The organism is Frigoribacterium sp. AC759, assembly GCF_979256015.1.
This window is the reverse complement of sequence record NZ_CEEDMT010000001.1, coordinates 230,840-255,006: the sequence shown is the minus strand read 5'-3', so window position 1 is coordinate 255,006 and position 24,167 is coordinate 230,840. Positions and strand designations below refer to the sequence as shown.

The window sequence follows — 24,167 nt, the reverse complement described above, 5'->3', positions numbered from 1 at the left end:
GCCGTCGTTCCAGGCTAGATGACCGGCGGTCGACCAGCCCTCGTCATGCGCCCGACCGTTACCCAACCGATGGACCGACGGCCGCCGGGGCGGCTGCGCCATCCCTCGGCCCAGCCGGCGAACCACGGCCTCAGCTTCGACGGCGTCCGTCCCCAGCGCAGCAGCTGGACGGCCGTCCACGACGCCACGTAGACGGGGACGAGGGGCCACGGCAGGTTGCGCTTGGCGAGCCAGACCCGGTTGCGGGCGTTCAGACGGTAGTACTCGCCATGACGGGTCGGGTCGATGGCGGGGTGATGGGCAACGAGACCACCCTCGTAGTGCGCTCGGCGCCCCTGGGCCCAGACCCTCCAGGCGAGCTCGATGCCCTCGTGCGCGTAGAAGTAGGGCTCTCCCCATCCGTCGCAGGCGTCGAAGACGTCGCGGGGCAGGAGCGTCGCGCCCTCCCAGACCGAGAAGACGTCGCCCGAGGTACGGGGATCGCCCTTCCGCAGTCGCGGGATCCACCGGCGGGGGTTGGCCGCCCCCTGGGCGTCCATCACCCGGGGCTGCAGCAGGCCGATGCCCCGATCACTCTCGAGGATCGCGACCGCGTCGGCCAGGAAGCGGGTCGACGGCAACGACGCGTCGTCGTCGAGGAAGAACACGTACTCGCCGGTCACGACATCGGCGCCGCGGTTCCGACCCGCGGGGATGCCCACGTTGTCGCCCAGCTCGAGGGTGCGCACGCCCGACGGGACATCGCCGGGGCCGCTCCCGTTGCCGACGCAGACGATGTCGAGCTCGACGCCCTCCTGAGCGAGCAGACTCGCCAGACCCGCCTCGAGCTCGGCCGGGCGCCGCCCCTGCGTGAGGCTCACGACCCCGATGCGCGGCAGCCCGGACCCGGTCAGGAGCGCACCCGCTTCGACGCCATGATCGCGACGAAGTGCCCGACGAGGGCGAGCAGAGCCAGCGGCACGAGCACCGAGAGGAGCACACGGTCGGCGATCGGCTGGCCGACGACCAATCCGACGAGTGACACCGCGAAGGCGAGGATGGTCAGCTCGACGGAGTGGTACAGACGATGGAACGGCAGGAAGCGGGCGGCGCCGCGCAGGCGCGAGAGGAGGCGGCTGCTGGGCGCGCTCACCCCACCCCGTTTGTCTTCGAGTCGGGTCAGGCCGGCGTGGGCCCGTGCGACGTGCACCATGTCGTTCAGCGCCTTGTTCAGCACGATGACGAGGGCCAGAGCGAAGCCGAGCGTGGTCCACAGGTAGTCGCCGGGAGCGTCGAAGGGGTACCCGGCCGCGCGGATGCCGAGGGCGACGGGGATGAGGGCCTCGGTGGAGTAATGGCCCACCTTGTCGAGGAACACACCCGCGGGCGAGCTGGTCCGCCGCCAGCGGGCGACCTCGCCGTCGCTGCAGTCGATCAGCATCTGCAGCTGCCCGAGCACGAGCGCCAGAGCGGCGCCCCCGACCCCGGGGACGAGGAGGGCGGCGGCGGTGGCCCACCCGGTGAGGATCATGAGCCCGGTGACGCCGTTCGCCGTGACGCTCGTCTTGAGCAGCATCCAGGTGAGGTACGGCGACAGGTCGCGGAGGTAGAGCGACGCCGTCCAGTGCTCGGCGTTCGCCCTGCTGCGGACCTCGGGCGGCTGGGCGACCCGACGCAGTTCGGCGATCGACGAGGGTCTCGTGGGCGGGGCGGTCATCGGATCGCCTATCTTCCGGTATGTGCGGTGATGTTCTTCGTCAGGCTCGAGAAACCGAAGACGAATCCGAAGCCCCAGCCGAAGTGGATGGAAGGCAAGACTACGAGAAACCACAACCTGGTCCGCACGCTCTCGCCTCGCGCCGCCAGCAGGGCGGCGGCGACGACGAACAGCAGGTAGACGCCGGGTGCCGCGAGGCCGAGGGATGCCCAGGCGAGAGGACTGCCCACGACCGCGGCCGCGAGACCCACGAGACCGAGCAGCAGACCGAGCAGCACGCTGATCACCATCACCGGCGGCACCAGATAGCGGACGGTGTTGGCCTTGGGGAACCGGCGCGCCAGTTCGCCGCGCCAGAGACCGGTGGCGACGAACTGGCGGACGAGCTTCCGGATGCTCGGCCGCGGTCGGTAGGTGACCACGAGGTCGGGGGTGAACCAGACGGTGCCGCCGGTCGCGCGCAACCTGCGGTTGAGCTCCCAGTCCTGACCGCGCTTGATGCCCTCGTCGAAGAGCCCCACCTCGATCAGGCGCGAGCGCAGGAACACCCCGAGGTACGCGGTCTCGGTCGGCCCCTCGACTCCCCCGACATGGTGGGGCGTGCCTCCGAGCCCGACGCGGCTGCCGTACGCCCGCGCCACCGCCTTCTCGAAGGGGGTGCGCCCCTCGGCCTTCATGATCCCGCCCACGTTGTCGGCGCCGCTGCGCTGCAGGGCCGCGACGGCGAGACGGGTGTAGTCGGTCGGCAGCACCGAATGCGCGTCGACGCGGACGGTCACCGGATGGACGGAGGCACGGATCGCCACGTTCAGACCGGCCGGCGTCGAGCCGACCGGGTTGGCCAGACTGCGGATGCGGGGGTCGGCCGCCGACATCTCGGCCACGACGTCGTTCGTCCGGTCGACGCTCGGCCCGAGGGCCAGGAGGATCTCGAAGGGGCCCTGGTAGTCCTGCGCGACGAGACTCTCGACGGCGGAGCGGATGTCGCGCTCCTCGTTCAGCACGGGCATGACGTACGAGACACCCGGCAGAGGAGTCTCGAGCGGTGTCATGTCGGTCGGGCCTCGGGTTCTCGCGGCGCACGGGGCGCGGTGGGTCGTGTCGGATGCCCCGACGATCGACAGCGAGCCTATCAACAGCGATGGGCGGGCCGCGGCGACACTCGCCACGACCCGCCCTCAGGAGGAGACCCCCTGCTGCTAGGTGGTGAGAGTGTCGAGGGACACCTTCGCGGTGCCCTCCTGCCCGTCTCGGACGTAGGTCAGCTCGGCGTCGCTGCCCCCTCCCAGGAATCGCACCTGCGCGGTCAGATCGGTGCGGTCGCTGATCGGGACGCCGTTGAACTCGGTCACGACGTCGCCTTGACGGAGCCCGGCAGACTGGGCCGCGCCTCCTTGGCTGATCTGGACGATGAGGGCCCCGACCTGCGTGGCGGCCGAGTCGCTCGTCGCGTCGTCGACGCTGGCGCCGAGCAGACCGTGCGAGGCGGAACCGGAGTCGCGGATCTCACCCGCCACGCGCTTCACGAGATTCGACGGGATCGAGAATCCGACGCCGATGCTGCCGGAGGACTCGCCAGAGCTCGCGATGGCGACGTTCAGCCCGATCAGTTCGCCGTCGGAGTCGAGGAGCGCACCGCCCGAGTTGCCGGGGTTGATCGAGGCGTCCGTCTGGATGACCGGCAGCGAGATGACGCTGCTGGCCGGAGCCTGCTGCGCACCGTCGCCGTTGTTGAACGAGAACGGGCCCTGGCCGTTGTTGTCGTTCGAGTCGCCCTGATCGGACCCGTCGGACGGAGCCGCGGACGACTGCACCGTGATGCTGCGGTTCAGTGTCGAGACGATGCCGTCGGTGACCGTGTTCGAGAGCCCGAGGGGCGCACCGATCGCGACGGCGGTGTCGCCGACGTTGAGCTTCGAGGAGTCCGCGAACTCGATGGGGGTCAGACCGGTCGCGTCGACCTTGAGGACGGCGAGGTCGACGACGGGATCGAGTCCGACGACCTCGGCGGGCAGGATGCTGCCGTCGCTCATCGTCACGCTGACGGAGCCGGACGCGCTCGCCCCGTCGAGGGTGACGACGTGCGTGTTGGTCACGATGTACCCGTCGTCGGAGAGGATGACCCCCGAACCCGTTCCGCCGGAGGAGCCCGACGCGACGTTGATCGTCACGACGGACTTCGTGGCCTTCGCCGCGACGGCCGTCACCACGGTGGCGTCGTCGTAGTCGTTGACGGTCAGGTCCCGAGAGGGTCCGGCCGCGGTCGACGCGCCCGCGCCTCCATCGGCCACGGATCCGCCGATCACCCCGCCCAGGGCACCGCCCGCGACGAGTCCGACGGCCAGCGTCGCCGCCAGCACGCCGACCCCGCGGTTCCGCTTCGTCTTCTGCGCGGGTGCCGGCGCCTGCCAGGTGCTCGTGTCGTAGGGGTTCTGCGCGGCGTACGCACCGTGGTGCCCGTACTGCTGCGTGGGGGTGCCGTCGGCACCGGCCTGCGCGTAGCCGCCCTGCGCGTAGCCGGCCTGACCGGCGTAGCCGTGCTGATTCCCGTCGTTCTGCTGGGCCCCGTAGGCCTGCTGGGCCCCGTAGGCCTGGGGTGATGCGTGACCCTGCTGGCCCGGAGTGGGCTGCTGGGCACCGTAGGGCGATTGACCACCGTAGGGCGACTGACCGCCGTAGGACTGCTCAGGGTAGCCGGGCGCCGAGTAGCTGCCGGGCGCGGCGTAGCTGCCCGGTGCCGAGTAGCTGCCGGGCGCCGAGTAGCTGCCGGGCGCCGAGTAGCCGCCAGGTGCCTGGTCTCCGTCGGGGGCTGCACCGCCGTCGGGGAGCCGAGGGGCCCCGTACGTCACCTCGTCACCGCCGGCGGTCGAGCCGTCGCGGCCCGTCGAGTCGTCTCGGGCCGCCTCGCCGTCGTGGGGTCCACGCGTCGTGTCGTCGGCGTCGTCTGCGCCCCGGGGGTTCTCGTTCATCAGCGGATGCTCCTTTCAAGCGTCATCAGCCTGGTCCGTCCACCTGTGCAGAGCATTCGGCGAACCTGTGCGCGGGCTGCACGCCCGATAAGCGACGCCTGGATCCGACTCTAGGTCGCCGCCCCGTCATGCAGCACGCCGAGGGCTACGGTGAGGGACCATGACCTCACCGACACCGTGGCAGCGGACGGCCCGCGGCGCCATGCTCCTCGACGATGCGGGCCGACTGTCGCCCACGATCTTCGCCGAGATGTCCGCACTGGCCGCGTCCACCGGCGCCGTCAACCTCGGACAGGGCTTCCCCGACGAGGACCCTCCGGAGGCGGTGCTCACCGCCGCGAGGGACGCCCTGACGAGCGGGCTCAACCAGTACCCGCCGGGCCGCGGCATGCCGACCCTGCTCGAGGCGGTGGCCGAGCACCAGTCGCGCTTCTACGGAATCGACCTCGACCCGGAGCGCGAGGTCCTCGTGACCGCCGGCGCGACCGAGGCGCTGGCCGCGACGGTGCTCGCCCTCGTCGACGCGGGCGACGAGGTCGTCACCCTCGAGCCGTTCTACGACGCCTACGGCGCGGTGATCGGACTCGCCGGCGGCAGGCACCGCACGGTCCCCCTGCGGGGTCCCGACTTCCGGGTCGACCCCCTCGAACTGCGGGCGGCGTTCTCGCCGCGGACCCGCCTCGTGATCGTCAACGACCCCCACAACCCCACCGGCACCCTGCTCGACGACGAGACGCGTCGGGCCGTGGTCGCCCTCGCCCACCAGTTCGACGCGATCATCGTGACCGACGAGGTGTACGAGCACCTCGTCTTCGACGATGTCCCTCACGTGCCCATCTCGACCCTCCCCGGTGCGGCCGAACGCACGCTCACGATCTCGAGCGGCGGCAAGACCTTCAACGCGACGGGATGGAAGATCGGCTGGTTGTCCGGGCCCGCCGAGCTCGTCTCCCAGGTGATGAGCGTCAAGCAGTTCCTGACCTTCGTCAACGGCTCCGTCTTCCAGCCCGCGATCGCCGCCGGGCTGCGACTCCCCCGCGACCACTTCGACCGGCTCGCCGCCGATCTGCAGCACAAGCGCGACCTCCTCGCCGGCGGACTCTCGACGGCGGGCTTCGAGGTCTCCCCCTCGCGGGGCTCGTACTTCGTCGTCGCCGACGCCGCCCCGCTGGGCTTCGACGACGCGGCGTCGTTCTGCCGGGCGCTGCCCGGCATCGCGGGCGTGGTCGGCGTGCCGGTCAGCGCCTTCTGCCACCCCGCCCTGGCGGACGAGTACTCGTCACTCGTCCGCTTCGCGTTCTGCAAGCGAGTCGAGGTCATCGACGAGGCCACCCGCCGCCTCGCTGCGCTCCGCCTCTGACGACAACTCGCCCCGCACTCCTCGGGTGATCACGTGCACCGCCAGGGCGGCACCGGCCCGCTCGGCCCAGAGCTCGGGATGGGCGATGGACTCCTCCGCGCCTCCTGCGAGCTCGGACAGGGCGATGGAGACCGACTGATCGGCGACGCCGTCGGCGATGGAGCCCGCCACGACGAGCACCGGGACGTCGGCCCACCCCGCGATCGATGCGACGACCGAGACCACCTTGCCCTCGGCGGTCTGCTCGTCGAGGCGCCCCTCGCCCGTGACGACGACATCGGCGCGGGTCATGAGCGACGGGAGGTCCACGAGGTCAGCCACGACCTCGGCTCCCGGGACGAGCGCGGCCCCCCAGACCAGCAGACCGAAGCCCGTCCCGCCCGCCGCCCCGGCCCCCGGGGTCTCGGGATCGACGTCGACGAGCTGGGCGAAGCGACGCAGACCCTCGTCGAGTGCGAGCACGTCGTCGCCCGTGGCGCCCTTCTGCGGCCCGTACACGGCGGCGGCGCCCCGCGGACCGACGAGCGGGTTGCGGACGTCCGCGAGCACCGTGACCCCTCGGGGCGGCAGCGCTCGGAGCCCGCTCAGGTCGATGCGGACCGCGGCCGTCAGCCCGTGGGCCCCGTCGGGCACGGCGTCTCCGACGGAGTCGAGGAGACGCGCCCCCAGTTCGACGAGCAGCCCCGCGCCGCCGTCGGTGGAAGCGCTGCCCCCGAGACCGATGACCACTCTCGTGGCCCCCGCGTCCAGTGCCGCGACGATGACCCGCCCGAGCCCGCGCGTATGCGCGTCGTAGGGACGAGGCGCCTCCAGGAGGACGAGCCCGCTGGCCGCCGCCAGCTCGACGACCGCCGTACCGTCGGGCAGCAGGAGCCAGGGCGCCCGCACGATCCGGTCGTCAGGGCCGGGCACATCGGTCTCACGGCGGACGGACCCGGGGACGGCCGCCTCGAAGGCATCGAGCGTTCCCTCGCCCCCATCGGCCAGAGGCGCCTCGATGAGCACGTCGTCCGGGCGGACCCGGAGCCAGCCCCGCGCCACGGCGGAGGCGATGACGGCTGCGCCGGCCGACCCCTTGAACGAATCGGGAGCGACGACGACTCGGAGGTTCGGCATGAGGTCAGAATGACATGCGCAGTGACGAGTGCGGAACCTCGAGAGACGAGACACGCATGGCGGGAAACGAGAAAAGCCCTGGTCGATGACCAGGGCTTTTCTTTCTTCTGTTGCGGGGGCAGGATTTGAACCTACGACCTCTGGGTTATGAGCCCAGCGAGCTACCGAACTGCTCCACCCCGCGGCACAAGAAGAAACACTAGCACGCGTTTCACGGTCCGTCCAATCGCGATCAGTCCAGGCCTCCGGGAGACGACGAGACCCCCTCCGGAAGCACCGGAGGGGGTCTCATCGATCGATGGTGCGAGTGCTATTCGCCGCTCGCTGCGACCGCGTCCTCGAGGGCGGTCTGCAGACGGGCGTCCGCCTCCGCCGCCGCGACGAGGTCGTTGTCGGCGTACGCCGCGGCCCGGTCGTCGAGAGCGGACTGCGCGTCGGCCAGAGCCTGGTCGAGCGCCGGGTTGTCCGTTCCCGAGCCGGCGTCAGGAGCCGTGGTCGGAGCCGGGGTCTCGGTGTCGCCGCCCGTGTCACCACCATCGGTCGCGCCGTCGTCGGTCGCACCGTCGTCGGCCGCCGGGTCGGTCGTCGGCACGCCGTTGTCACCGGCTGTCGCACCGGAGTTCCCGCCGAACAGCTCGTCCAAGGCGCCGTCGAGGGTGTCCTCGAAGGCGATCTGGTCACCGAACGAGACCAGGATCCGCTGCAGCACGGGGTACGAGGTCTCCGACGTCGACTTCACGTAGATCGGCTGAACGTACAGGAGACCGCCGCCCACGGGGAGCGTGAGCAGGTTGCCTCGGACGACGCTCGTGTCACCGCGGGTGAGCAGAGCCAGCTGGTTCGCCACGGCGGTGTCCGTGTTGAAGTTGTTCTGCACCTGCCCCGGGCCGGGGAGGGTGTCCGTTCGCGGGAGGGTCAGCAGGGTCAGATCGCCGTAGCTGTCGGCGACCTCCCCCGGTGTCGACCCCGCATCGGCGTTCGCCGCGAGATACCCGGTCAGGACGTTCCGGGCGTTCTCACCCGACTGCTGGGGGATGTACGTCGAGTAGATCGAGAAGGCCGGATCTTGATCGGGCAGCTGCAGCGTCAGGTAGTACGGCGGCTGCAGGGGCGGCGTCGTCGCGGTGCTCGTCGGCTCGTTCGGCGTGACCCACGCGTCGTCGCTCGAGTAGAACGAGTCGGAGTCGGTGACGTGATACGTGCCGAGGATGGCGCGCTGCACCTTGAACATGTCCTGCGGGTAGCGGACGTGCTGCATCAGATCGACGGACATGTCGGCCAGCGGCGTCAGCGTCGAGGGGAAGATCTTCTGCCAGGTCTGGAGCATCGGGTCTTCGGTGTCCCAGGCGTAGAGGTTCACCGATCCGTCGTAGGCGTCGACCGTGGCCTTCACCGAGTTGCGGATGTAGTTGATCTCGTTCGAGGCGTACGTCGGGCGCTCGGTGTAGGTGTCGGCGATCGCGTCGCTGAGCGCCTGAGGCTTCGAGTACGGGTAGTCGCGCGTCGTCGTGTAGCCGTCGACGATCCACACGACCTTGCCGTCGACCACGGCCGGGTAGGGCGCGCTGTCGATGGTCAGGTACGGGGCGACCTTCTGGACGCGCTCGGACGGGTCGCGGTCGTAGAGAATCTGCGATTCGTTGTTCACGGCGTCCGACAGGAAGATCTGCTCGGACTGGAACTTGATCGCGTAGATCAGCTTCTTGAAGGGGTTGTCGAGCTTCGGCCCGCCGTCACCGTCGAAGGTGGTCGTCTGGTTCGTCCCGTTGTCGTTGCTGCCCGACGGGTAATCGAGCTCGATGTCGTTGTCCCCGTTGCCGCCGACGATGGAGTACGCCGGCGACTGCTGACCGAAGTAGATCCGCGGCTCGTACTCGTCGGCGTCGCCGAGCGCACCCGTCACGGGAATGCCCGACTCGAGGAACACGGGCTGACCGTCGGCGGAGCGCTGGTTGCCGTAGGCGGCGACCACGCCGTAACCGTGCGTGTAGACGAAGGTCGTGTTGTAGGGCGTCGCCGATGCGCCGAGCTGATCGGTGTTCAGCTCGCGGACCGCGATGACGGTGTCTTGCGTGTTGCCGTCGATCGTGTACCGGTCGACCGACAGCTGCTCGGGGAAGCTGTAGTACTGGCGGTACTGCTGGAGCTGCGCGAAAGCGTCGGTGACGAGAGCGGGGTCGATGATGCGGATGTTGGCGGTCGTCACCGCATCGCCGGCGAGTGCACCGGCCTCGGCGTCGGACTGGGCGTCGTAAGTCTCTTCTTCGACATCGGCCACCCCGTAGGCCTCGCGGGTCGCATCGATGTTGTTCTCGATGAACGGCGCCTCGACCGTGCGCTCGCTAGGCTCGACCTGGAAGCGCTGGACGATCCAGGGGTAGATGCCGCCCACGATGATGCTCGCGATGATCAATGCCGCGGTGCCGATGACCGGCAGACGCCAGCGGCCGATGATGGCCGTCACGATGAAGAGCACGGCCACAATCGCCGCGGCGAGCGCGAGGATCTGCTTGCCGGGGATGCCGGCGGCGTCATCGGCGTAGGTGACACCGGTGAGGAGCTTGTTGGCGCCCTGCGTGAGGGTCGCGTACTGGTCGAGCCAGAGGCTCACGCCCTGGAGGAGCAGGTAGACGGCTGCGGTGATGGCGAGCTGGATGCGCGCGACCTTCGAGATGCGGACCTCGCGCCCCGTGAAGCGCAGCGCGCCGTAGAGGTAGCTCGTCGCGACGGCGGCGAGACCGGAGATCAGGACGACCGCCGACGCGAACCCGGCCGCGCCCTGGTAGAAGGGCAGCGAGAAGACGTAGAAGCCGACGTCGAGGCCGAACTTCGGGTCCGTCGTACCGAAGGGCGTGCGGTTGAGCCACTGGAGCGCGACCTGCCAGCTGGTCGACGACGCGATGCCGGCGAACAGCCCGAGGACGATCGGCACGCCGATCACGACGACTCGACGCAGCGGCTCGATGACCTGCTGGTAGCGGTCGAGCTGGGAGTTGAGCTTGGCGTACACCGGCCGGAAGCGGAACGCGATCTCGATGCTGACGTAGACCGGGATGGCCATGGCCAGGAACCCGATGAAGAACATCACCGCCGAGGCGATCCACTGGGTGGTCAGCACGTTCGCGAACCCGAGCTGGTCGAACCACATGTAGTCGGTCAGCAGGGACGAGAAGATGAAGAACGCGATGACCAGAGCGGCGAGGATCGCCACCGTGACCAGGACGGGCAATCGGGGCGAACGGCGTGCGGATCGCGACGATGCTGGTGACGTCAAGTGTGTGCTCCTGGCTCAGGGGTACGTGGAGGGGCCATCCTACGGGCCGCACCTGACCGTTCAACCCTCGACCGCCGACCTATGACCCGGCTGGGTGGCCGCCCTCAGCCCGCCGTGCAGGTCGGAAGCGACGCCGTGTCGCCGTCGTCCGCCACGGTCTCGAGCACCGTCACGGCGTCGTCGAGCGTCGTCACCGAGTACACGTCGAGCCCGTCGGGCACGTTGCCCACGACCTCGTCGCAGTTGTCGGCCGGTGCGAGGAACACGCTCGCCCCGGCGTCCCGGGCGCCGTAGAGCTTCTGACGGATCCCGCCGATCGGGCCCACCTGGCCCGAGGCGGTGATCGTGCCCGTCCCCGCGACCTGCTCGCCGCCGTTCAGCTCGCCGGGGGTCGTCTTGTCGATGATGCCGAGTGCGAACATCATGCCGGCGCTCGGACCGCCCACCTGGTCGAGCTTCAGCGACACGTCGAAGGGGAAGTCGTAGTCGACGCTGACGCCGACCCCGAGCAGGGCCGTGCGCTGCACCTCCTGAGGGGTCACCTCCGTCGTGATCGACGTGCCGGACCTCTCGACGACGACCGTGGCGGCCTCGTCCACGCCGTTCTCGGCCACGAGCCGCCGGAGCGTGTCGACGTCGCCGTCCGCCTCGAGGCTGGTGCCGTTGACGCTGATGACGACGTCGCCCTCTTCCAGCACGCCCTCGGCCGGGCCGCCGGCGGAGACCTGGCTGATCGTGACCCTGCTGGGCACCGTGTAGCCGTCGTGGATCATGGCCGCGGCGATGGCGGACTTCTGCGAGTTCTGCATGTCGACCGTGTTCTGCTCGTCGACCTGCTCGTTCGTCACCCCCGAGGGGTAGATCGCCTCGACCGGGACGACGGCCCGGCTCGGGTCGAACCAGGCGGACACGACCTCGACCCAGCTGGGCCGGACCGACTCGTTGCCCTGGACGCTCACGGTGAGGAGGTCGAGCGTGCCGGCGGTGGGGTAGGTCTCGGCGCCCGTCACGGTGATCAGCGGCTGGTCGGCGCCTTCGTACTCGGCGCTGCCGAGGGTGTCGAACACCGGGCCCGGCTGCTCGATGAGATAGGGCGACGGCAGGAACGTGAGCACCAGACCGGAGACGAGAGCCACCCCCAGCAGCGACCAGCCGACCCGGCCGGGACGGCGCCGGGACAGGGAGGCGCGGGTCGGGGGTGAGAAGAAGGCCACGACGGTCCTTTCGATGTTCGCCACGGGCGGAGCGGGGAGCCCGGGGCGGGCGCCGAATTCGAGGTTGTTCCGATGGCCAGCAGTTAGCGTAGTTCGTATGACCGATGATTCGCAGCGCGGGCCGGAGGACGAGTTCCGCGAGATGCTGCGCCAGTTCCTGTCCGGTGATTCCGAGATCGACCCGGCCCAGCTCGCCGGTGTGGCGGGCCTGCCCGACGACCCGGCGTTCATGGCCCGGCTGATGAGCCAGCTGCAGAACGCCGTCGACAGCAGCGGTGACGGGATCGACTGGAAGGTCGCCACCGAGCAGGCCGTCGCCGCCGGCAGTCGATCGGCCGTCGAGACGCCCGCCGCCGACCGGGCCGCTCTCGAGCAGGCGTTCCACGTCGCCGCCCTGTGGCTCGACGACGTCACGTTCGTCTCCGAGCTGACGGTGGCGCCGCGACTGGTGACCCGGGCCGAGTGGTCGCGTCTCACCATGCCGGTGTGGAGTCAGCTCGCCGAGCCGGTCGCATCGTCCATCGCCGACTCGCTGACGGGCGTGCTGAGAGATCAGGCCCCGGAGGAGATGCAGTCGCTGCTGGCCGGTGCCAGCCAGGTGATGCGCAGCGTCGGCGGCACGCTCTTCGCCATGCAGCTCGGTCAGGTGGTGGGTCAGCTCTCGCTCGAGGTCGTCTCGGGCGGCGACGTCGGCATCCCGCTGCTCGACGACCAGCAGGCCGCGATCCTGCCGCAGAACGTCGCCGCGTTCGGCGAGGGCCTCGACATCGAGACCGACCAGATCCAGATCTACCTCGCCGTCCGCGAGCTGGCGCACGCCCGCCTGTTCCGCCACGCCCGGTGGCTGCGCCTCCACCTCATCTCGTCGATCCGCGAATTCGCCCAGGGCATCAGCATCGACACCGAGCGCCTCGAGGCGCTGGCCGTCGACTTCGACCCGTCCAGCCCTGACGAGCTCCGGGACGCGATGGCCAGCGGCGCTCTGATCCCGCCGAAGTCCGACGAGCAGCTCGCCGCGCTCGCCCGCCTCGAGACGATGCTCGCCTTGATCGAGGGCTGGGTCGACGTCGTCACGGCCGAGGCCACGGCACGACTGCCGAGATCGGGCGCCATCGCCGAGACGGTCCGTCGTCGTCGCGCGGCCGGTGGCCCCGCCGAGTCCGCGTTCTCGACCCTCGTTGGTCTCGAGCTGCGCCCGAGGCGACTGCGCGAGGCCGCGGCCATGTGGTCGGCGATCACCGAGGCCGTGGGTGCCGAACGCCGCGACTCGCTGTGGTCGCACCCCGACATCGTGCCCTCCAGCGAGGACATCGACGACCCGCAGGGTCTGATCGCTCGACTGACCGACGCCGAGCCGGCTCTGGACGACGTCGACCGCGCGATCGCGGAGCTCCTCGACGACACGTCCGGCGATCGGCCGCACGAGGGGGGCGACGGCGCCGCCGGAGAACCCGGGTCCTCCCCCGAGCGCTGAATCGGACGAGGGGCCGGGGCGCCTGTGGACAACCGCGTCGACCACCGTGTCGGCGACCATGATCGTCGGATGTCCCGCCCTCTCCGCTTCCCCCCGCACACCGCCGTCGTCTGGCGGGACCCCTCGACTCTGCAGATCGGCGTGGAACGCGCGTACGTCGTCCTCCATGACGTGACGGCGTTCGACGAGACCTTCGTCTGGGCTGTGGCGCACGGACTGGGTGACGGCGGCGTCGACGCGATCCTGGCCCAGACCGGGGGCGACCGACTCGACGCCGCACGCCTCGTGGCACGGCTCGAGCCCGCCCTCGACCGCCGACCGACGCAGGCTCCGCCCGCCTTCGCCGTGCTCCTCGCCGGCAGCGGACCCTTGGCCGACGACATCGGGAGGCTGCTGCAGTCGGAGGGCCTGCCGGTGCACACCGCGGTCCACACCGTCGGTGCGGTGCGACTCGACCCTCGGAGCCCACCCGCCGTCGGCGTGCTGGTGGGCGGCCCGGCCCCCGACCCCGTGACGGCGTCGGACTGGATGCGGGGCGATCTCCCCCATCTCCTCGTCCGGACGGGCGACCGCTCCGTGCGCATCGGCCCTCTCGTCGTGCCGGGGCTGACCGCCTGCGCTCGATGCCTCCACCTCACGGCCGGCGACGCCGATTCGGCCTGGCCCGCGATAGCGGGTCAGCTCAGCACACGACCCGTGGCTCGACCCAGACCACTCGTCCTCCGGGAGGCGGCGGCCGCGGCCGCGCGACGACTCCTCGACTCGGAGCCGCTCGTGGTGGGCGGCCGCCGGGCCGATGCCGGCTCCGCCGGCGCCGTCCTGCGCATCGACCTCGAGACGGGTCGGATCACGACGATGTCGACTCGGCCGCATTCCGACTGCGGATGCGCAGTTCTTCCAGGAACCTGCTCGGCTGACGCGCGCCTCCTCGGCCCTGCCCGGTCTGACTCCACGACAGACGGAGGCGTTCGCGGGCGCGGGTGACCCCGACGTAGAGCAGGCGGCGCTCCTCGTCGACGGCCTCGGGGTTCTGGGCGTAGCTGATCGGCACGAGCCCCTCGCTGAGACCGACGAGGTAGACGCTCCGCCACTCGAGGCCCTTCGCGGAGTGCAGGGTCGCGAGGGTGACCGAGGGCATGGTCGGCTCGTGCTGGCCCGCCTGCCGCGCCAGGAGCTCGTCGACGAATGCGCGGAGGGTCGTGTCGGCGGGCGAGGCCTCGGCCAGGCCCATCAGGGCGTTCAAGGACTCCCACCGATCGCGGATGGCGCCGCGCTGCTCGGGGGCCTCCTGGGTCCAACCGAGCGACCGGAGGACGTCGCTGACGGTCTTGAAGAGCGGCTCGCCCACGATGCTGACGGCGGCGCCCTTCAGCATCATCAGCGCCTCCTTGACCTCGCGGAGCTCGAAGAACCTCGTCGCGCCGTGGATCCGGGTCGAGACGCCGACGTCGGCGAGTGCCCGCTCGATCGCCGCGGCCTGGACGTTGACCCGGTACAGCACCGCGATCTCCTCCGGAGCGACACCCGAACGGATCTCGTCGGCGATCGTCTGCGCCACGCCGCGGGCCTCGGCGGAGTCGCTCGGGTACTCGACGACCGGAGGGACGGGACCGGTGGTCTCGACGGCGGGATGCAGGTGGAGCGCGCCGGGTCGCCCTCGCATCAGCTGGTTGGCGGTGTCGACGATCTGACGCGACGAGCGGTAGTTCTGCTCGAGACGGACCACGGTGGCGTCGTCGTAGCGCGAGCCGAAGCCGAGCAGGTAGTCGGCCGACGCGCCCGCGAACGAGTAGATCGTCTGACTGGCGTCGCCCACCACGCACAGGTCGTTGCGGTCGCCGAGCCAGAGCTCGAGGAGCTCCTGCTGCAGCGGCGAGACGTCCTGGTACTCGTCGACCACGAAGAACCGGTACTGCTCTCGGACCTGCTGCGCGACGCGCGCTTCGAGCTGGAGCATGCCGACCGTGGCGAGCAGGACGTCCTCGAAGTCGAGCTGCCGCCGTTCGTCTTTGATGTCCTCGTAGGCCGCGTGCAGGTCGAGTGCGCGTTCGGGGCTCACGTTCTGCGGCAGCGACCGCTGGGGCAGCGCCTGAGCGTACGACTCGAGCGTGAGACGGGAGACCTTGCGCCATTCGATCTCGCCCGCCATGTCGCGGAGAGACGCCGTGTCGAGCTTCAGCCCCAGCCGCTCGGCCGCGTGCGCGATCAGCTTGCCCTTGCCGTCGATCAGGCGCGGCATCTGACCGCCCATCGTCTGCGGCCAGAAGTACGACAGCTGCGACAGCGCCGACGCGTGGAAGGTGCGCGCCGACACTCCCCCGGCGCCCAGCGCCCGGAGACGACCGCGGAGCTCGGCGGCGGCCCGCGAGGTGAAGGTCAGCGCCATGACGCGGTTCGGCGCGTAGACCCCGGTCGCGACGCCGTAGGCGATCCGGTGCGTGATCGCACGGGTCTTGCCCGTTCCGGCGCCCGCGAGCAGGCAGACCGGACCGAGCAGCCGACGGGCCGCCTCCCGCTGCTGCTCGTCGAGCCCGGCGATGAGTTCGGCGGCCTCGGTCACTGGTCGATCTCGCCGCCGAACCAGTCCTCGATGATGGCGCGGGCGATCGATGTGCGGCCGGGCAGGATGACCTCGCCGAGACTCGCGGCGAGCTCGGCGCGACTGAACCAGCGCAGCTCGAGGATCTCCGCGCCGTCGGGTTCGAGGACGCCGGGGTCGTCGACGTCGACCCGGGCGCGGAACCCCAGCATCAGACTGGCCGGGAACGGCCAGGGCTGCGATCCGAGGTACACGGGGTCGACGACCTTCACGCCGGACTCCTCGAAGATCTCGCGCTGCACGGCCTGCTCGAGCGACTCGCCGGGCTCGACGAAGCCCGCGAGCAGCGAGTAGCGGTTGTTCTCCCAGAGGGCGTTCGACCCGAGCAGGAGGCGGTCGTCGGCGTCCGTGACGGCCACGATGATCGCGGGGTCCGTCCGGGGGAAGACCTCGTGGCCGTTCTCGGGGTCGCGACGGACCCACCCGGCCTTGTCGCTGACGAGCTCGCGACCGCTGCGCGGCGAGAAGCGGTGCGAGTCGTGCCAGTTGGCCACGGCGACCGCCTCGACCGCCAGACCCGCGTCGCGGGCGCTCAGCGCGCTGCCGAAGGCCCGGAGGCTGCCCCAGGACGCCTCGTCGGGCTCCAGCGCACGCGCCTGGTCGTCGCCGAGCAGCGCCGCCACGAGCGGGGTGCCGACGGGTTCGGCCGCGTCGGCCGCCTGCGACAGTCCGAGGTAGACGTAGTCGTCGGCCGTGGGGACGTCACCGGCCGGGAGCAGAGCGAGGCGGTCTTCGGAGGCCATCAGCGTGCGCCCGCGCCAGAGGGGCAGGACGCGGGTGTCTTCCGAAGCCAGGAGGTCGGACACGGCGCCGGCGCGATCACGCGTCAGGTAGTCGCGATCGACCTGGTGCCGGGCGAGCGGGAGACGGTCCGTCAGAGGCGAGGACATCGAACGACCAATCATCACGGTTTGACAGCGTGGCGAACGACGGGGCACCACACCGGGCGGCCTACCCTGAGGGCATGGCCAGATCTCATCTCACTCTAGCCGCGTTGGCCACGGCGGCAGTCGCCGACCTGGACGTCTCCGCGGCCGCCCCGTACGGCTCCCCGACCGGCGGCGACTACGACTCGGCGCTGCTGAACGGGCGCCTGGGCGAGCACTGGATCATCCGCGTGCCCCGCTCGCAGCGGGCCGAGGCCCGCCAGTCGGCCGACCTCGTCTCCCTTCGCGCCCTGAGCGCCGGCGTCCGCGGTCGTCTGCCTTTCGCCGTCCCCCAGTACCGCGGTCAGGCGCCCCTCGGTCGCACCCGGGGCATCGTCTACGACTTCATCGCCGGCGAGCACGTCCCCGCCTCCCGGGTCACCCCCGATTCGGGTCTGCCCGCGGTCGTCGGCCGGGGCATCGCGGCCATCCACTCCCTGCCGACCAGCTTCGTCACGGACGCGGGTCTGACCAGCCACACGCCGTTCGAGGCGATGCGGTCGACGGCGTCGCTGGTCGACCGGGCGGCCTCGACGCGCCTCCTGCCGGCCGCCCTGCTCGAACGGTGGGAGGCGGCGATCCAGGATCACCTGCTCTGGCAGTTCCAGCCCACGGTCGTCAACGGCGCACTCGACGCCGGGTCGATCCTGGTCTCGGGCGGCGACGTCACCGGCGTCCTCGGCTGGCACGAGCTGCACGTCGGCGACCCCGCACGCGATCTCGCCTGGTTGCTCGGCACGCCGTCGTCGGTGGACGAGGCGTTCGACGCCTACAACGCCGAGCGCGGCTCGAGCGACCACCAGCTGCGCCACCGGGCGACCCTCTATCACGAGCTCGAACTCGCGAAGTGGCTGCTGCACGGCACGAGCACGAAGAGCACCGAGGTGGTCGACGACGCCGTCGAGCTGATGGGCGGCCTGGTCGACTCGCTGCAACTCGACCGGAGCGGCGCGATCGGCGCCGGTCAGACGGCAGCCCTCGACATCGACGGCGTCGAGAAGCTGCTGTCGACCACGGAACGGCGTCACGGCTGAGGGCTGACTCCTCTCTCGACGCGACCCCAGAGGTCGAGCAGCTCGGCCCGGTCGGCGATGTGCTCCGGCCGGAGGACCCGGTCGTCGGCCACGAAGTAGAACGCCGCGTCGATCTGCTCGGTGGGGATGCCCCGGTACGCGGCGTAGGCCTCGCGGTAGAGGGCCAGCTGCAGCTGCTTGAGCTCGAGGTCGTCGGCGTCGACCGGTGAACGCCCGGTCTTCCAGTCGACGACCTCGAAGCGGTCGCCGCGCGCGAAGACGGCGTCGATCTTGCAGATGACCGTGCGGCCGGCGAGCGGCAGGTGCACCTCGAGCTCGACGTCGACGGGCTCGAGGGCCGCCCAGTCGGAGCGCTCGAAGGTCGCCTGCAGTTCGGCCAGCCGACGCGCGTCGTCCGGGTCGACCACACCCCGCGTCCCGCCGACCTGCTCGTCGTCCAGGTCGGTCTCGACGGCGAATGCGTCGAGCACCTCGACCCGCCCCGTGGGCCGGTACCGGGACTCGACCCACTCGTGGAACAGGGTGCCGAGACGCGTGGCCCGGTAGGGGCGCTCGGGCAGGGGCCGCCGCAGCGCTGCTGCCACCGAGGCCGGGTCGTCAACGTAGTCCTTGAAGCGGGACGCCGGGATCCGCTGCGGCAGATCGAGCAGACCCGCCCCCGCTCGTGCGGCGTCGCGCTCGAGCAGGAGGAGGTCGATGTCGGCGGCCCAGAGGAGGGGCGCGCGGTCCGCATCGGTCTGCTGCTCGCCCGCCCGCCGATCTGTCGGTTCGACCGTCTCGACCGTCTCGACCGTCTCGACCGTCTCGACCGTCTCGGCATGAGCCCGTCGTGCCGCGATGAGCCGACCGACCCGACCGGCGGCCTCTTCGACCGCTGCGCGGCGCGCCCCCAGGGGATCCCCCGGCCAGGGCAGCTCGCGGGTGGCCTCGGCCAATGGATTCTCGTCGTCCTCCGGCGCCTCGGGAACACTCTCGGAATCGACGAGACCCGCGGCCGCGAGGTCGGTCAGGTACCGACTCGGCTTCCGGGGTTTGACGGTCGACGACCAGAACGAGCCGCTCAGGAGGAGCTCGTCTTTGGCCCGGGTGAACGCGACGTAGGCCAGTCGGCGCTCTTCGCCCTCGTGACGCGCGACGAGTTCGGTCTTGAACTCGCTCAGCCGGCGGTCGAAGTCCTTCTGGTCGTCGACCCCGCGCCACCCGAGCTCGGGGAGTTCGGCCGCGTCGCCGCGGAACTCGTACGGCAGCTCTCCGAAGCCGAGCCAGCCCACGCCCGCACGCGACGTGCCGGGGAACTCGCCCTCGACGAGGCGCGGCACTCCGACGACGTCCCATTCGAGGCCCTTGGAACCGTGCACGGTCAGAAGCTGCACGGTGCCGCGTTCGCCCGCCTCCGTTCGCGGGCCCATGTCGTCGCGGCGCTCTGCCGCCGTCAGCCAGGCGAGGAAGCCACCGAGCGAGGCGCCGTCGTCGGTGGCGACGTAGCCCGAGAGCTCGTCGTCGAACGCCTGCAGCCAGGCACCGCCCGACCCTGCACCCGTGGCCGCTGCCACCTCGACGTCGAGGAGCATCTCCTGCTGCACGACCGTGACGAGGTCGACGAGATCGAGACCCGTCCGACCGCGGAGGAACGCCAGCTGGGCGCCGAGACGGCGCAGCCTGTCGAGACCCGCGGGGCTGAACGCCTCGAGCTGCCGGTGCGCGAGAGGCGCGGTCGCGACGAAGTCGAGGGCGTCGACGATGGAGCCGTGCTCGCCGACCGCGACCGACGCACGGAACCCGGCGGTGACCTCGTCGGAGAGCGCCTGCTGGGCGTGGTCGTGCGAGAAGAGCCACGACGACACCCCCCGGAGCGCGGCGATGTCGTGGACGCCCACCCGCCATCGGGCACCCGCCATCAGGCGGATGAGCTCGGACCCCGCCGCAGGGTCGTGCAGAACCCGCAGGCACGCCACGAGGTCGACGACCTCGGGCCGCTGCAGCAGACCGCCGACTCCCAGCACGTGGTACGGCACGCCCCGGGCGGCCAGCGCCTCGACGAAGACCGGCATCGTCTTCTTCGACCGGAACAGCAATGCGGCGGTGCGTCGTGCCGGTCGCCCGTCGACCACGGTCGGGATCGCGAGCCGGCCGGCGAACCACTCGGCGACCCGGGCGGCCTCCTCGGGCAGGGTCTGCTCGTAGGCGACCTCGACCGCACCGCGCGGGGCCGACGGACGGGGCCGCAACGTCCCCACGAGGTCGTCGCCGGAGGTCGCCAGGTCGGCCACCACCCGGTTGGCCGCGTCGAGGACGGTCGAGGCGTTCCGCCAGCTCGTCGACAGGCTGTAGCGGGTGCCCTCGGCCGCGTCGAAGTCGACGGGGAACCGCCCGAGGTTCGCGGCGCTCGCCCCCCGGAACCCGTAGATCGACTGATGCGGGTCGCCGACCGCCATCACCCCCGTGCCCCGGAAGAGCCTCGAGAGCAGGCGCGTCTGCACGACGCTGGTGTCTTGATACTCGTCGAGCAGCACGACCCGGAACCGGTCGCGCAGCTCCGAGACGACATCGGGCGCCGTCTCGCAGACCTCGAGAGCGAGGGCCACCTGGTCGGAGTACTCGACGAATCCCCGTCGGGCCTTCTCGTCGGCGAAGGCGTCGGCGAGCTCGAGCAGGGGCGGGAGCGCCGACACGGCCCCGACGGCATCGGTGACGGACTTGTAGGCGCTGCCCTTCGTCGAGGGCAGACCGGCGAGGTCGAGGAACCGCTCGGCGAGGGCGGCGACCGGCTCCGCCGACGTGACGTTCTCGCTGAGCGCGTGACTGAGTCGCAGCACGGCCTCCGTGAGGGAGTCGACGCTGCGACCGAGACCCGCCAGCCGGTCGTCTCTGCTCGCGACGACGAGTGATCTGGCGAGCTGCCAGGCCGAGGCGTCGCCGAGCACCTGCGACTCGCTCTCCCGGCCGACGCGGAGGGCGTTGTCGCGGAAGATCCCGTTCGCGAAGGCGTTGTAGGTCGAGACCGTGGGCAGGTCGAACGGATCGAGAGCATCGCCGAGGAGCCCGGCCGCGTCGAGCTGCGAGATCCGCCGCTCGATCCGCTCGCCCAGCTCGCCGGCGGCCTTCCGGGTGAAGGTGAGCCCGAGCACCTCGGACACGCGGACGTGCCCGTTCGCCAGCAGCCAGACGACCCGGTTGGCCATGGTCTCGGTCTTGCCGCTGCCGGCTCCCGCGACGACCAGCGCGGGCGTCAGCGGCGCCTCGATGACGGCCTGCTGCTCGGGCGTCGGCGGGGGCAGTTCGAGCACGTGCGCCAGTTCGAGGGCGGACATCGGCGCCGCAGCCGAGGAGGCGCTGGTCGGCAGGCTCATCCGCTGACCTCTCCGACGACGTGGATGGTGCACGAGCCGCCGTGGCGCCCGGTGCAGTGGTCGTCGAGTCGCGCCAGGAAGACCGGCCCCACCATCTGCTCTGCGGCCGTGCGCACCCGATCGCGGAACAGCTGGAGGGTCTCGTCGTCGAAGGGGGCCTGCGACGGCTCGCGATAGAGCTTGCCGCGGACGCCGGACGACACGATGACGAGCTTCGCACCGCCGGGCGGTGTGCCGTCCGGGACCGCCTCGATCGCCCCGTCGGCCAGTGCCACCTGGTAACTGCCCAGCTGCGGGTGCTCGGCCACCGCGGCAGCCGAGGTGGGGGCCGATCGACCGGTCTTGAGGTCGACGATGACCGCGGCCCCGTCGCGGGTCCGCTCGACGCGGTCGATCGCACCCCGGAGTCTCGCCGCCCCGATGTCGAGCTCGAAGGTCGACTCCGCGCCGATCAGCTCGGCGCCGCTCGCCTCGAAGTCGCGGAGGTACGACGCGAGACTCTCGGTCATCGTGCGCGCACGTCTCTTCTCGGCCTCGTCGATCCATGGCGCCTCGAACTGCAGCTCGCTCCAGCGGGCCTCGACCGCCGCCCAGAGCGATTCGACGTCGCTGTCGACGGCGTGCTCCATGACGTCGTGCAGCACCGTGCCGAGACCCATGGCGGAGTTCGGGGCCGACCCTCCGAAGCGGTCGACGAACCAATGCAGAGGGCACTCCTCGAAGGCGCCGAGCTGCGACGGCGATACGGGGACGCGTACCTCGGGGTCGTCGAGATCGGCGAGCGGGGCCGTGGTGGTCGCGGCCGCCAGTCCGTACCACTGGGCCGGGTCGGCACCGGCCACCTCCGCCTCCGCCAGTCGGGCGAGACCAACGGCGGCGGCCTCGGCCCGGGCGCCCCTGGGCGAGTCGACGAGGGCGTGCCGCAGATGCCCGACGAGCCCCCGGAGCGACAGCGGATGCCCGGCGGGTGCCGTGGGGGTGCCGTCGGGCAGCAGCCGATGGAAGACCGATGGCCCCTCGTCATCGTTCTCGGTGCTCGAGAGCACGACCTGACGGGTCGCCCGGGACACGGTGAGCGCGAACATGCGGAGTTCGTCGGAGAGGACCGCCGCCCGATCGTCGACGGCCGACGTCGGCGCCGACTCGCCGCGCGACGCGTCGACGAGATCGTCGGGCCCGAGCAGTGCCCCGCGGAGTCGGAGGTTGGGCCACACCCCGTCTTGCAGGCGGGCGGCCACGACGACGTCGACCTCGAGACCGACGGCGCCCGACGGAGAGCAGACCAGCACGGACTCGACGGAGGTCTGGGGCGACAGGGTGTCGTCAGGGACCTCCGCGTCGAGCAGCGAGTCGAGGAATCCGATCGCGTCGGCCTCCGGGGTCCGCTCGACGAACCGCTTGGCCGCTGTGAAGAGCGCCACGACGCCGTCGAGATGGCGGTCGGCCTCGGCGGACACGATGCCGCGCCCCGCGGACTGCGCCGACCACTGGGCCGCGAGGCCGCTGCGCTCCCACAGGCCCCAGAACACCTCCTCGATGCTGGCGCCGCCTGCCGCGGCCCGCCGCGCCGCGTCGAGGCTGGCGGCGAAGCGACCGGCGCGCGCGGCGAAGCGAGAGTCGATCGTCACGAAGCGCCCCGGCCCGTCGAGAGCCTCGACGAGCAGCGCATCGGCGGAGCGCGTGCCGCCGGCGGACAGCTCGTCGGCACGGAGCGCCAATCGGAGGCGGCGCACCGCGAGCGCGTCGAGCCCGGCCAACGGCCCGGTCAGGAGGTCGGTGGCGATCTCCGGGGTGAGCCGGTCTCGACCCACGGCGACGGACGCGGCCGCGATGAGGTGGCGGGCGGCGTGCTCGTCGCGGACGGCGCGACCGGCGATGGAGGTGCGGGTCGGCACCTCGGCTGCCTGCAGGCCCCGGGCGACGGAGGCGACCTGGCCACCGCTCCGCACGATCACCATCATCCGCGACCAGGGCACGCCCCTCACCAAGTGGTGCTCGCGCAGCAGACGCGCGACCGACGAGATCTCGTGGGCTGGGCTGTCGGCCCGCACGGTCACGATCGGCGGGACGTCACCGGCGGGGTCGCCGACGCCGACGGCTCTCTCGGAACCCGCCACTGCGGCGTGCTGGCGCCCCGCACCCGCCGTGCCGATGCGCCCGGTCACCCGGGACACGAGGTCGCGGAGCACGGGGTCGTGCCGGTGGGCCGTCGACAGGAAGATGGTCTCGACGACCTCGACGCCGAGCCGTGGGCCGAGCCGACCCAGGATGTCGGGGCTGCCGCCACGGAAGGCGTTCGTCGACAGGTCGGGGTCGCCGAACGCGATGACGGCGACGCCCCGTCGGACGAGTGCCCGGAGGAGCGAGACGGTCGACTCGGTCGCCTCGTGGGCGTCTTCGACGAGCACCAGCTCGAGCCCCTCGACCACGGGCGCGGTCTCGCCGCGGTCGAGGGCGGCCACCGCGTAGGCGACGAGCTCGGCGGAGTCGAGATGCCGACCGGAGAGACCGTCGACCACCCGGTGGTACTCGTCGAGCAGGTCCGCCACCGACGCCCACTCGGGCCGAGGGCGGCGAGACGCCAGGGTACGGAGGTCGTCGGGCGACAGGCCCTGCTCGGTGGCGCGCATGAACATCTCGCGGAGCTCGGTGCGGAAGCCGCGCAGCCGCCGGACCTGCGGGCCGAGGTGCTCGGGCCACCGCGGGCCGGTGCCGTCGGCCTCGTGCCCTTCGAGCAGCTCGCGGACGATGGAATCCTGATCGCCGCCGGTGAGCAGGGTGGGCGGCTCGGCGCCGGCGAGGAGCGCCGAGTGGCCGACCACGTCGAATGCCAGCGACGAGATCGTCCGTGCCATCGGCCCCGGTGTCGGGACGCCGAGTCGGGCGGCGATGACGTCGCGGAGGCGCGTGGCCGTCGATCGCGCCGGTGTCAGCACCAGCACCGACCGGGGACCGTGCCCGCGGCCCTCGACCCGATCGACGAGCGTCTCGATCAGCGTGGTGGTCTTGCCCGTGCCGGGGGCCCCGATCACAGCGGCGGATACGCCCTCGGGCAGACCGACGACGCGGGCCTGGGACTCGTCGAGGCGCAGCGGCGAGGAGGCGCGGCGCTGCTCGACGGGGAGGCGGAAGCCGGTGGTCACCATGTCGTCGAC

14 protein-coding genes, 1 tRNA gene and 1 pseudogene are annotated in these 24,167 nt (G+C 71.4%); 4 read left to right on the top strand and 12 right to left on the bottom strand.

Annotation, left to right across the window (positions count from 1 at the left end; all coding sequences use genetic code 11):
• Positions 1 to 14 precede the first annotated feature (14 nt).
• The 4 genes from ACZ6JE_RS01160 to ACZ6JE_RS01145 all read right to left on the bottom strand — a co-directional run bounded on the left by ACZ6JE_RS01160 (position 15) and on the right by ACZ6JE_RS01145 (position 4,665).
• A complete protein-coding gene (locus tag ACZ6JE_RS01160) occupies positions 15 to 893 on the bottom strand; it encodes a glycosyltransferase family 2 protein (RefSeq protein WP_192060188.1) in 879 nt (292 codons plus the stop codon).
• Positions 890 to 1,696, bottom strand: coding sequence for a CDP-alcohol phosphatidyltransferase family protein (locus ACZ6JE_RS01155; protein ID WP_192059811.1), 807 nt, complete (start codon positions 1,694 to 1,696; stop codon positions 890 to 892). Before ACZ6JE_RS01155 ends, ACZ6JE_RS01160 begins: the two co-directional genes overlap by 4 nt.
• Positions 1,697 to 1,704: 8 nt before the next feature.
• Positions 1,705 to 2,748: a glycosyltransferase family 2 protein gene (locus ACZ6JE_RS01150; protein ID WP_243214502.1), complete on the bottom strand. Its 1,044-nt coding sequence runs from the start codon at positions 2,746 to 2,748 to the stop codon at positions 1,705 to 1,707.
• Positions 2,749 to 2,895: 147 nt separating this feature from the next.
• Positions 2,896 to 4,665 carry a S1C family serine protease gene (locus ACZ6JE_RS01145; RefSeq protein ID WP_464317976.1) on the bottom strand — a complete coding sequence of 590 codons (1,770 nt, stop codon included), beginning with the start codon at positions 4,663 to 4,665 and terminating at the stop codon, positions 2,896 to 2,898.
• A gap of 160 nt (positions 4,666 to 4,825) precedes the next feature.
• Between ACZ6JE_RS01145 and ACZ6JE_RS01140 the strand changes: the two genes are divergently transcribed.
• Complete coding sequence (locus ACZ6JE_RS01140; RefSeq protein WP_464317975.1) at positions 4,826 to 6,025, top strand: aminotransferase class I/II-fold pyridoxal phosphate-dependent enzyme; 1,200 nt, start codon at positions 4,826 to 4,828, stop codon at positions 6,023 to 6,025.
• Here the strand turns inward: ACZ6JE_RS01140 and ACZ6JE_RS01135 are convergent.
• From ACZ6JE_RS01135 to ACZ6JE_RS01120, 4 genes are all read right to left on the bottom strand, one after another.
• Positions 5,945 to 7,141 (bottom strand): glycerate kinase, encoded by a 1,197-nt coding sequence (locus ACZ6JE_RS01135; RefSeq protein WP_464317974.1) that lies wholly within the window; start codon positions 7,139 to 7,141, stop codon positions 5,945 to 5,947. The two genes, ACZ6JE_RS01140 and ACZ6JE_RS01135, sit on opposite strands and share 81 nt — an antisense overlap.
• Positions 7,142 to 7,251: 110 nt before the next feature.
• A tRNA-Met gene (locus ACZ6JE_RS01130) sits at positions 7,252 to 7,325 on the bottom strand.
• 126 nt (positions 7,326 to 7,451) lie between these two features.
• Positions 7,452 to 10,415, bottom strand: coding sequence for a UPF0182 family membrane protein (locus ACZ6JE_RS01125; protein WP_192059800.1), 2,964 nt, complete (start codon positions 10,413 to 10,415; stop codon positions 7,452 to 7,454).
• A gap of 104 nt (positions 10,416 to 10,519) precedes the next feature.
• Positions 10,520 to 11,629 carry a YlbL family protein gene (locus ACZ6JE_RS01120; RefSeq protein WP_320476985.1) on the bottom strand — a complete coding sequence of 370 codons (1,110 nt, stop codon included), beginning with the start codon at positions 11,627 to 11,629 and terminating at the stop codon, positions 10,520 to 10,522.
• 97 nt (positions 11,630 to 11,726) lie between these two features.
• Between ACZ6JE_RS01120 and ACZ6JE_RS01115 the strand changes: the two genes are divergently transcribed.
• Together ACZ6JE_RS01115 and ACZ6JE_RS01110 are read left to right on the top strand one after the other, a co-directional pair.
• A complete protein-coding gene (locus tag ACZ6JE_RS01115) occupies positions 11,727 to 13,103 on the top strand; it encodes a zinc-dependent metalloprotease (RefSeq protein ID WP_192059798.1) in 1,377 nt (458 codons plus the stop codon).
• 69 nt (positions 13,104 to 13,172) lie between these two features.
• Positions 13,173 to 14,021: pseudogene (locus tag ACZ6JE_RS01110) on the top strand (TOMM precursor leader peptide-binding protein); the annotation flags it as partial.
• On the opposite strand, the gene ACZ6JE_RS01105 reads toward ACZ6JE_RS01110, so the two are convergent.
• Together ACZ6JE_RS01105 and nudC are read right to left on the bottom strand one after the other, a co-directional pair.
• Positions 13,951 to 15,663, bottom strand: coding sequence for an ATP-dependent helicase (locus ACZ6JE_RS01105; protein WP_243214490.1), 1,713 nt, complete (start codon positions 15,661 to 15,663; stop codon positions 13,951 to 13,953). The pseudogene ACZ6JE_RS01110 and the gene ACZ6JE_RS01105 sit on opposite strands and share 71 nt — an antisense overlap.
• Complete coding sequence (nudC, locus tag ACZ6JE_RS01100) at positions 15,660 to 16,592, bottom strand: NAD(+) diphosphatase (protein ID WP_464317973.1); 933 nt, start codon at positions 16,590 to 16,592, stop codon at positions 15,660 to 15,662. Before nudC ends, ACZ6JE_RS01105 begins: the two co-directional genes overlap by 4 nt.
• 74 nt (positions 16,593 to 16,666) lie before the next feature.
• On the opposite strand from nudC, the gene ACZ6JE_RS01095 reads away from it, so the two are divergent.
• A complete protein-coding gene (locus ACZ6JE_RS01095; RefSeq protein WP_243214485.1) occupies positions 16,667 to 17,662 on the top strand; it encodes a phosphotransferase in 996 nt (331 codons plus the stop codon).
• On the opposite strand, the gene ACZ6JE_RS01090 is transcribed toward ACZ6JE_RS01095, so the two are convergent.
• Positions 17,653 to 21,012 (bottom strand): UvrD-helicase domain-containing protein, encoded by a 3,360-nt coding sequence (locus ACZ6JE_RS01090; protein ID WP_464317972.1) that lies wholly within the window; start codon positions 21,010 to 21,012, stop codon positions 17,653 to 17,655. The two genes, ACZ6JE_RS01095 and ACZ6JE_RS01090, sit on opposite strands and share 10 nt — an antisense overlap.
• Positions 21,009 to 24,158, bottom strand: coding sequence for an ATP-dependent helicase (locus ACZ6JE_RS01085; protein WP_464317971.1), 3,150 nt, complete (start codon positions 24,156 to 24,158; stop codon positions 21,009 to 21,011). The genes ACZ6JE_RS01090 and ACZ6JE_RS01085 overlap by 4 nt, the downstream gene beginning before the upstream one ends.
• Positions 24,159 to 24,167: the final 9 nt, after the last annotated feature.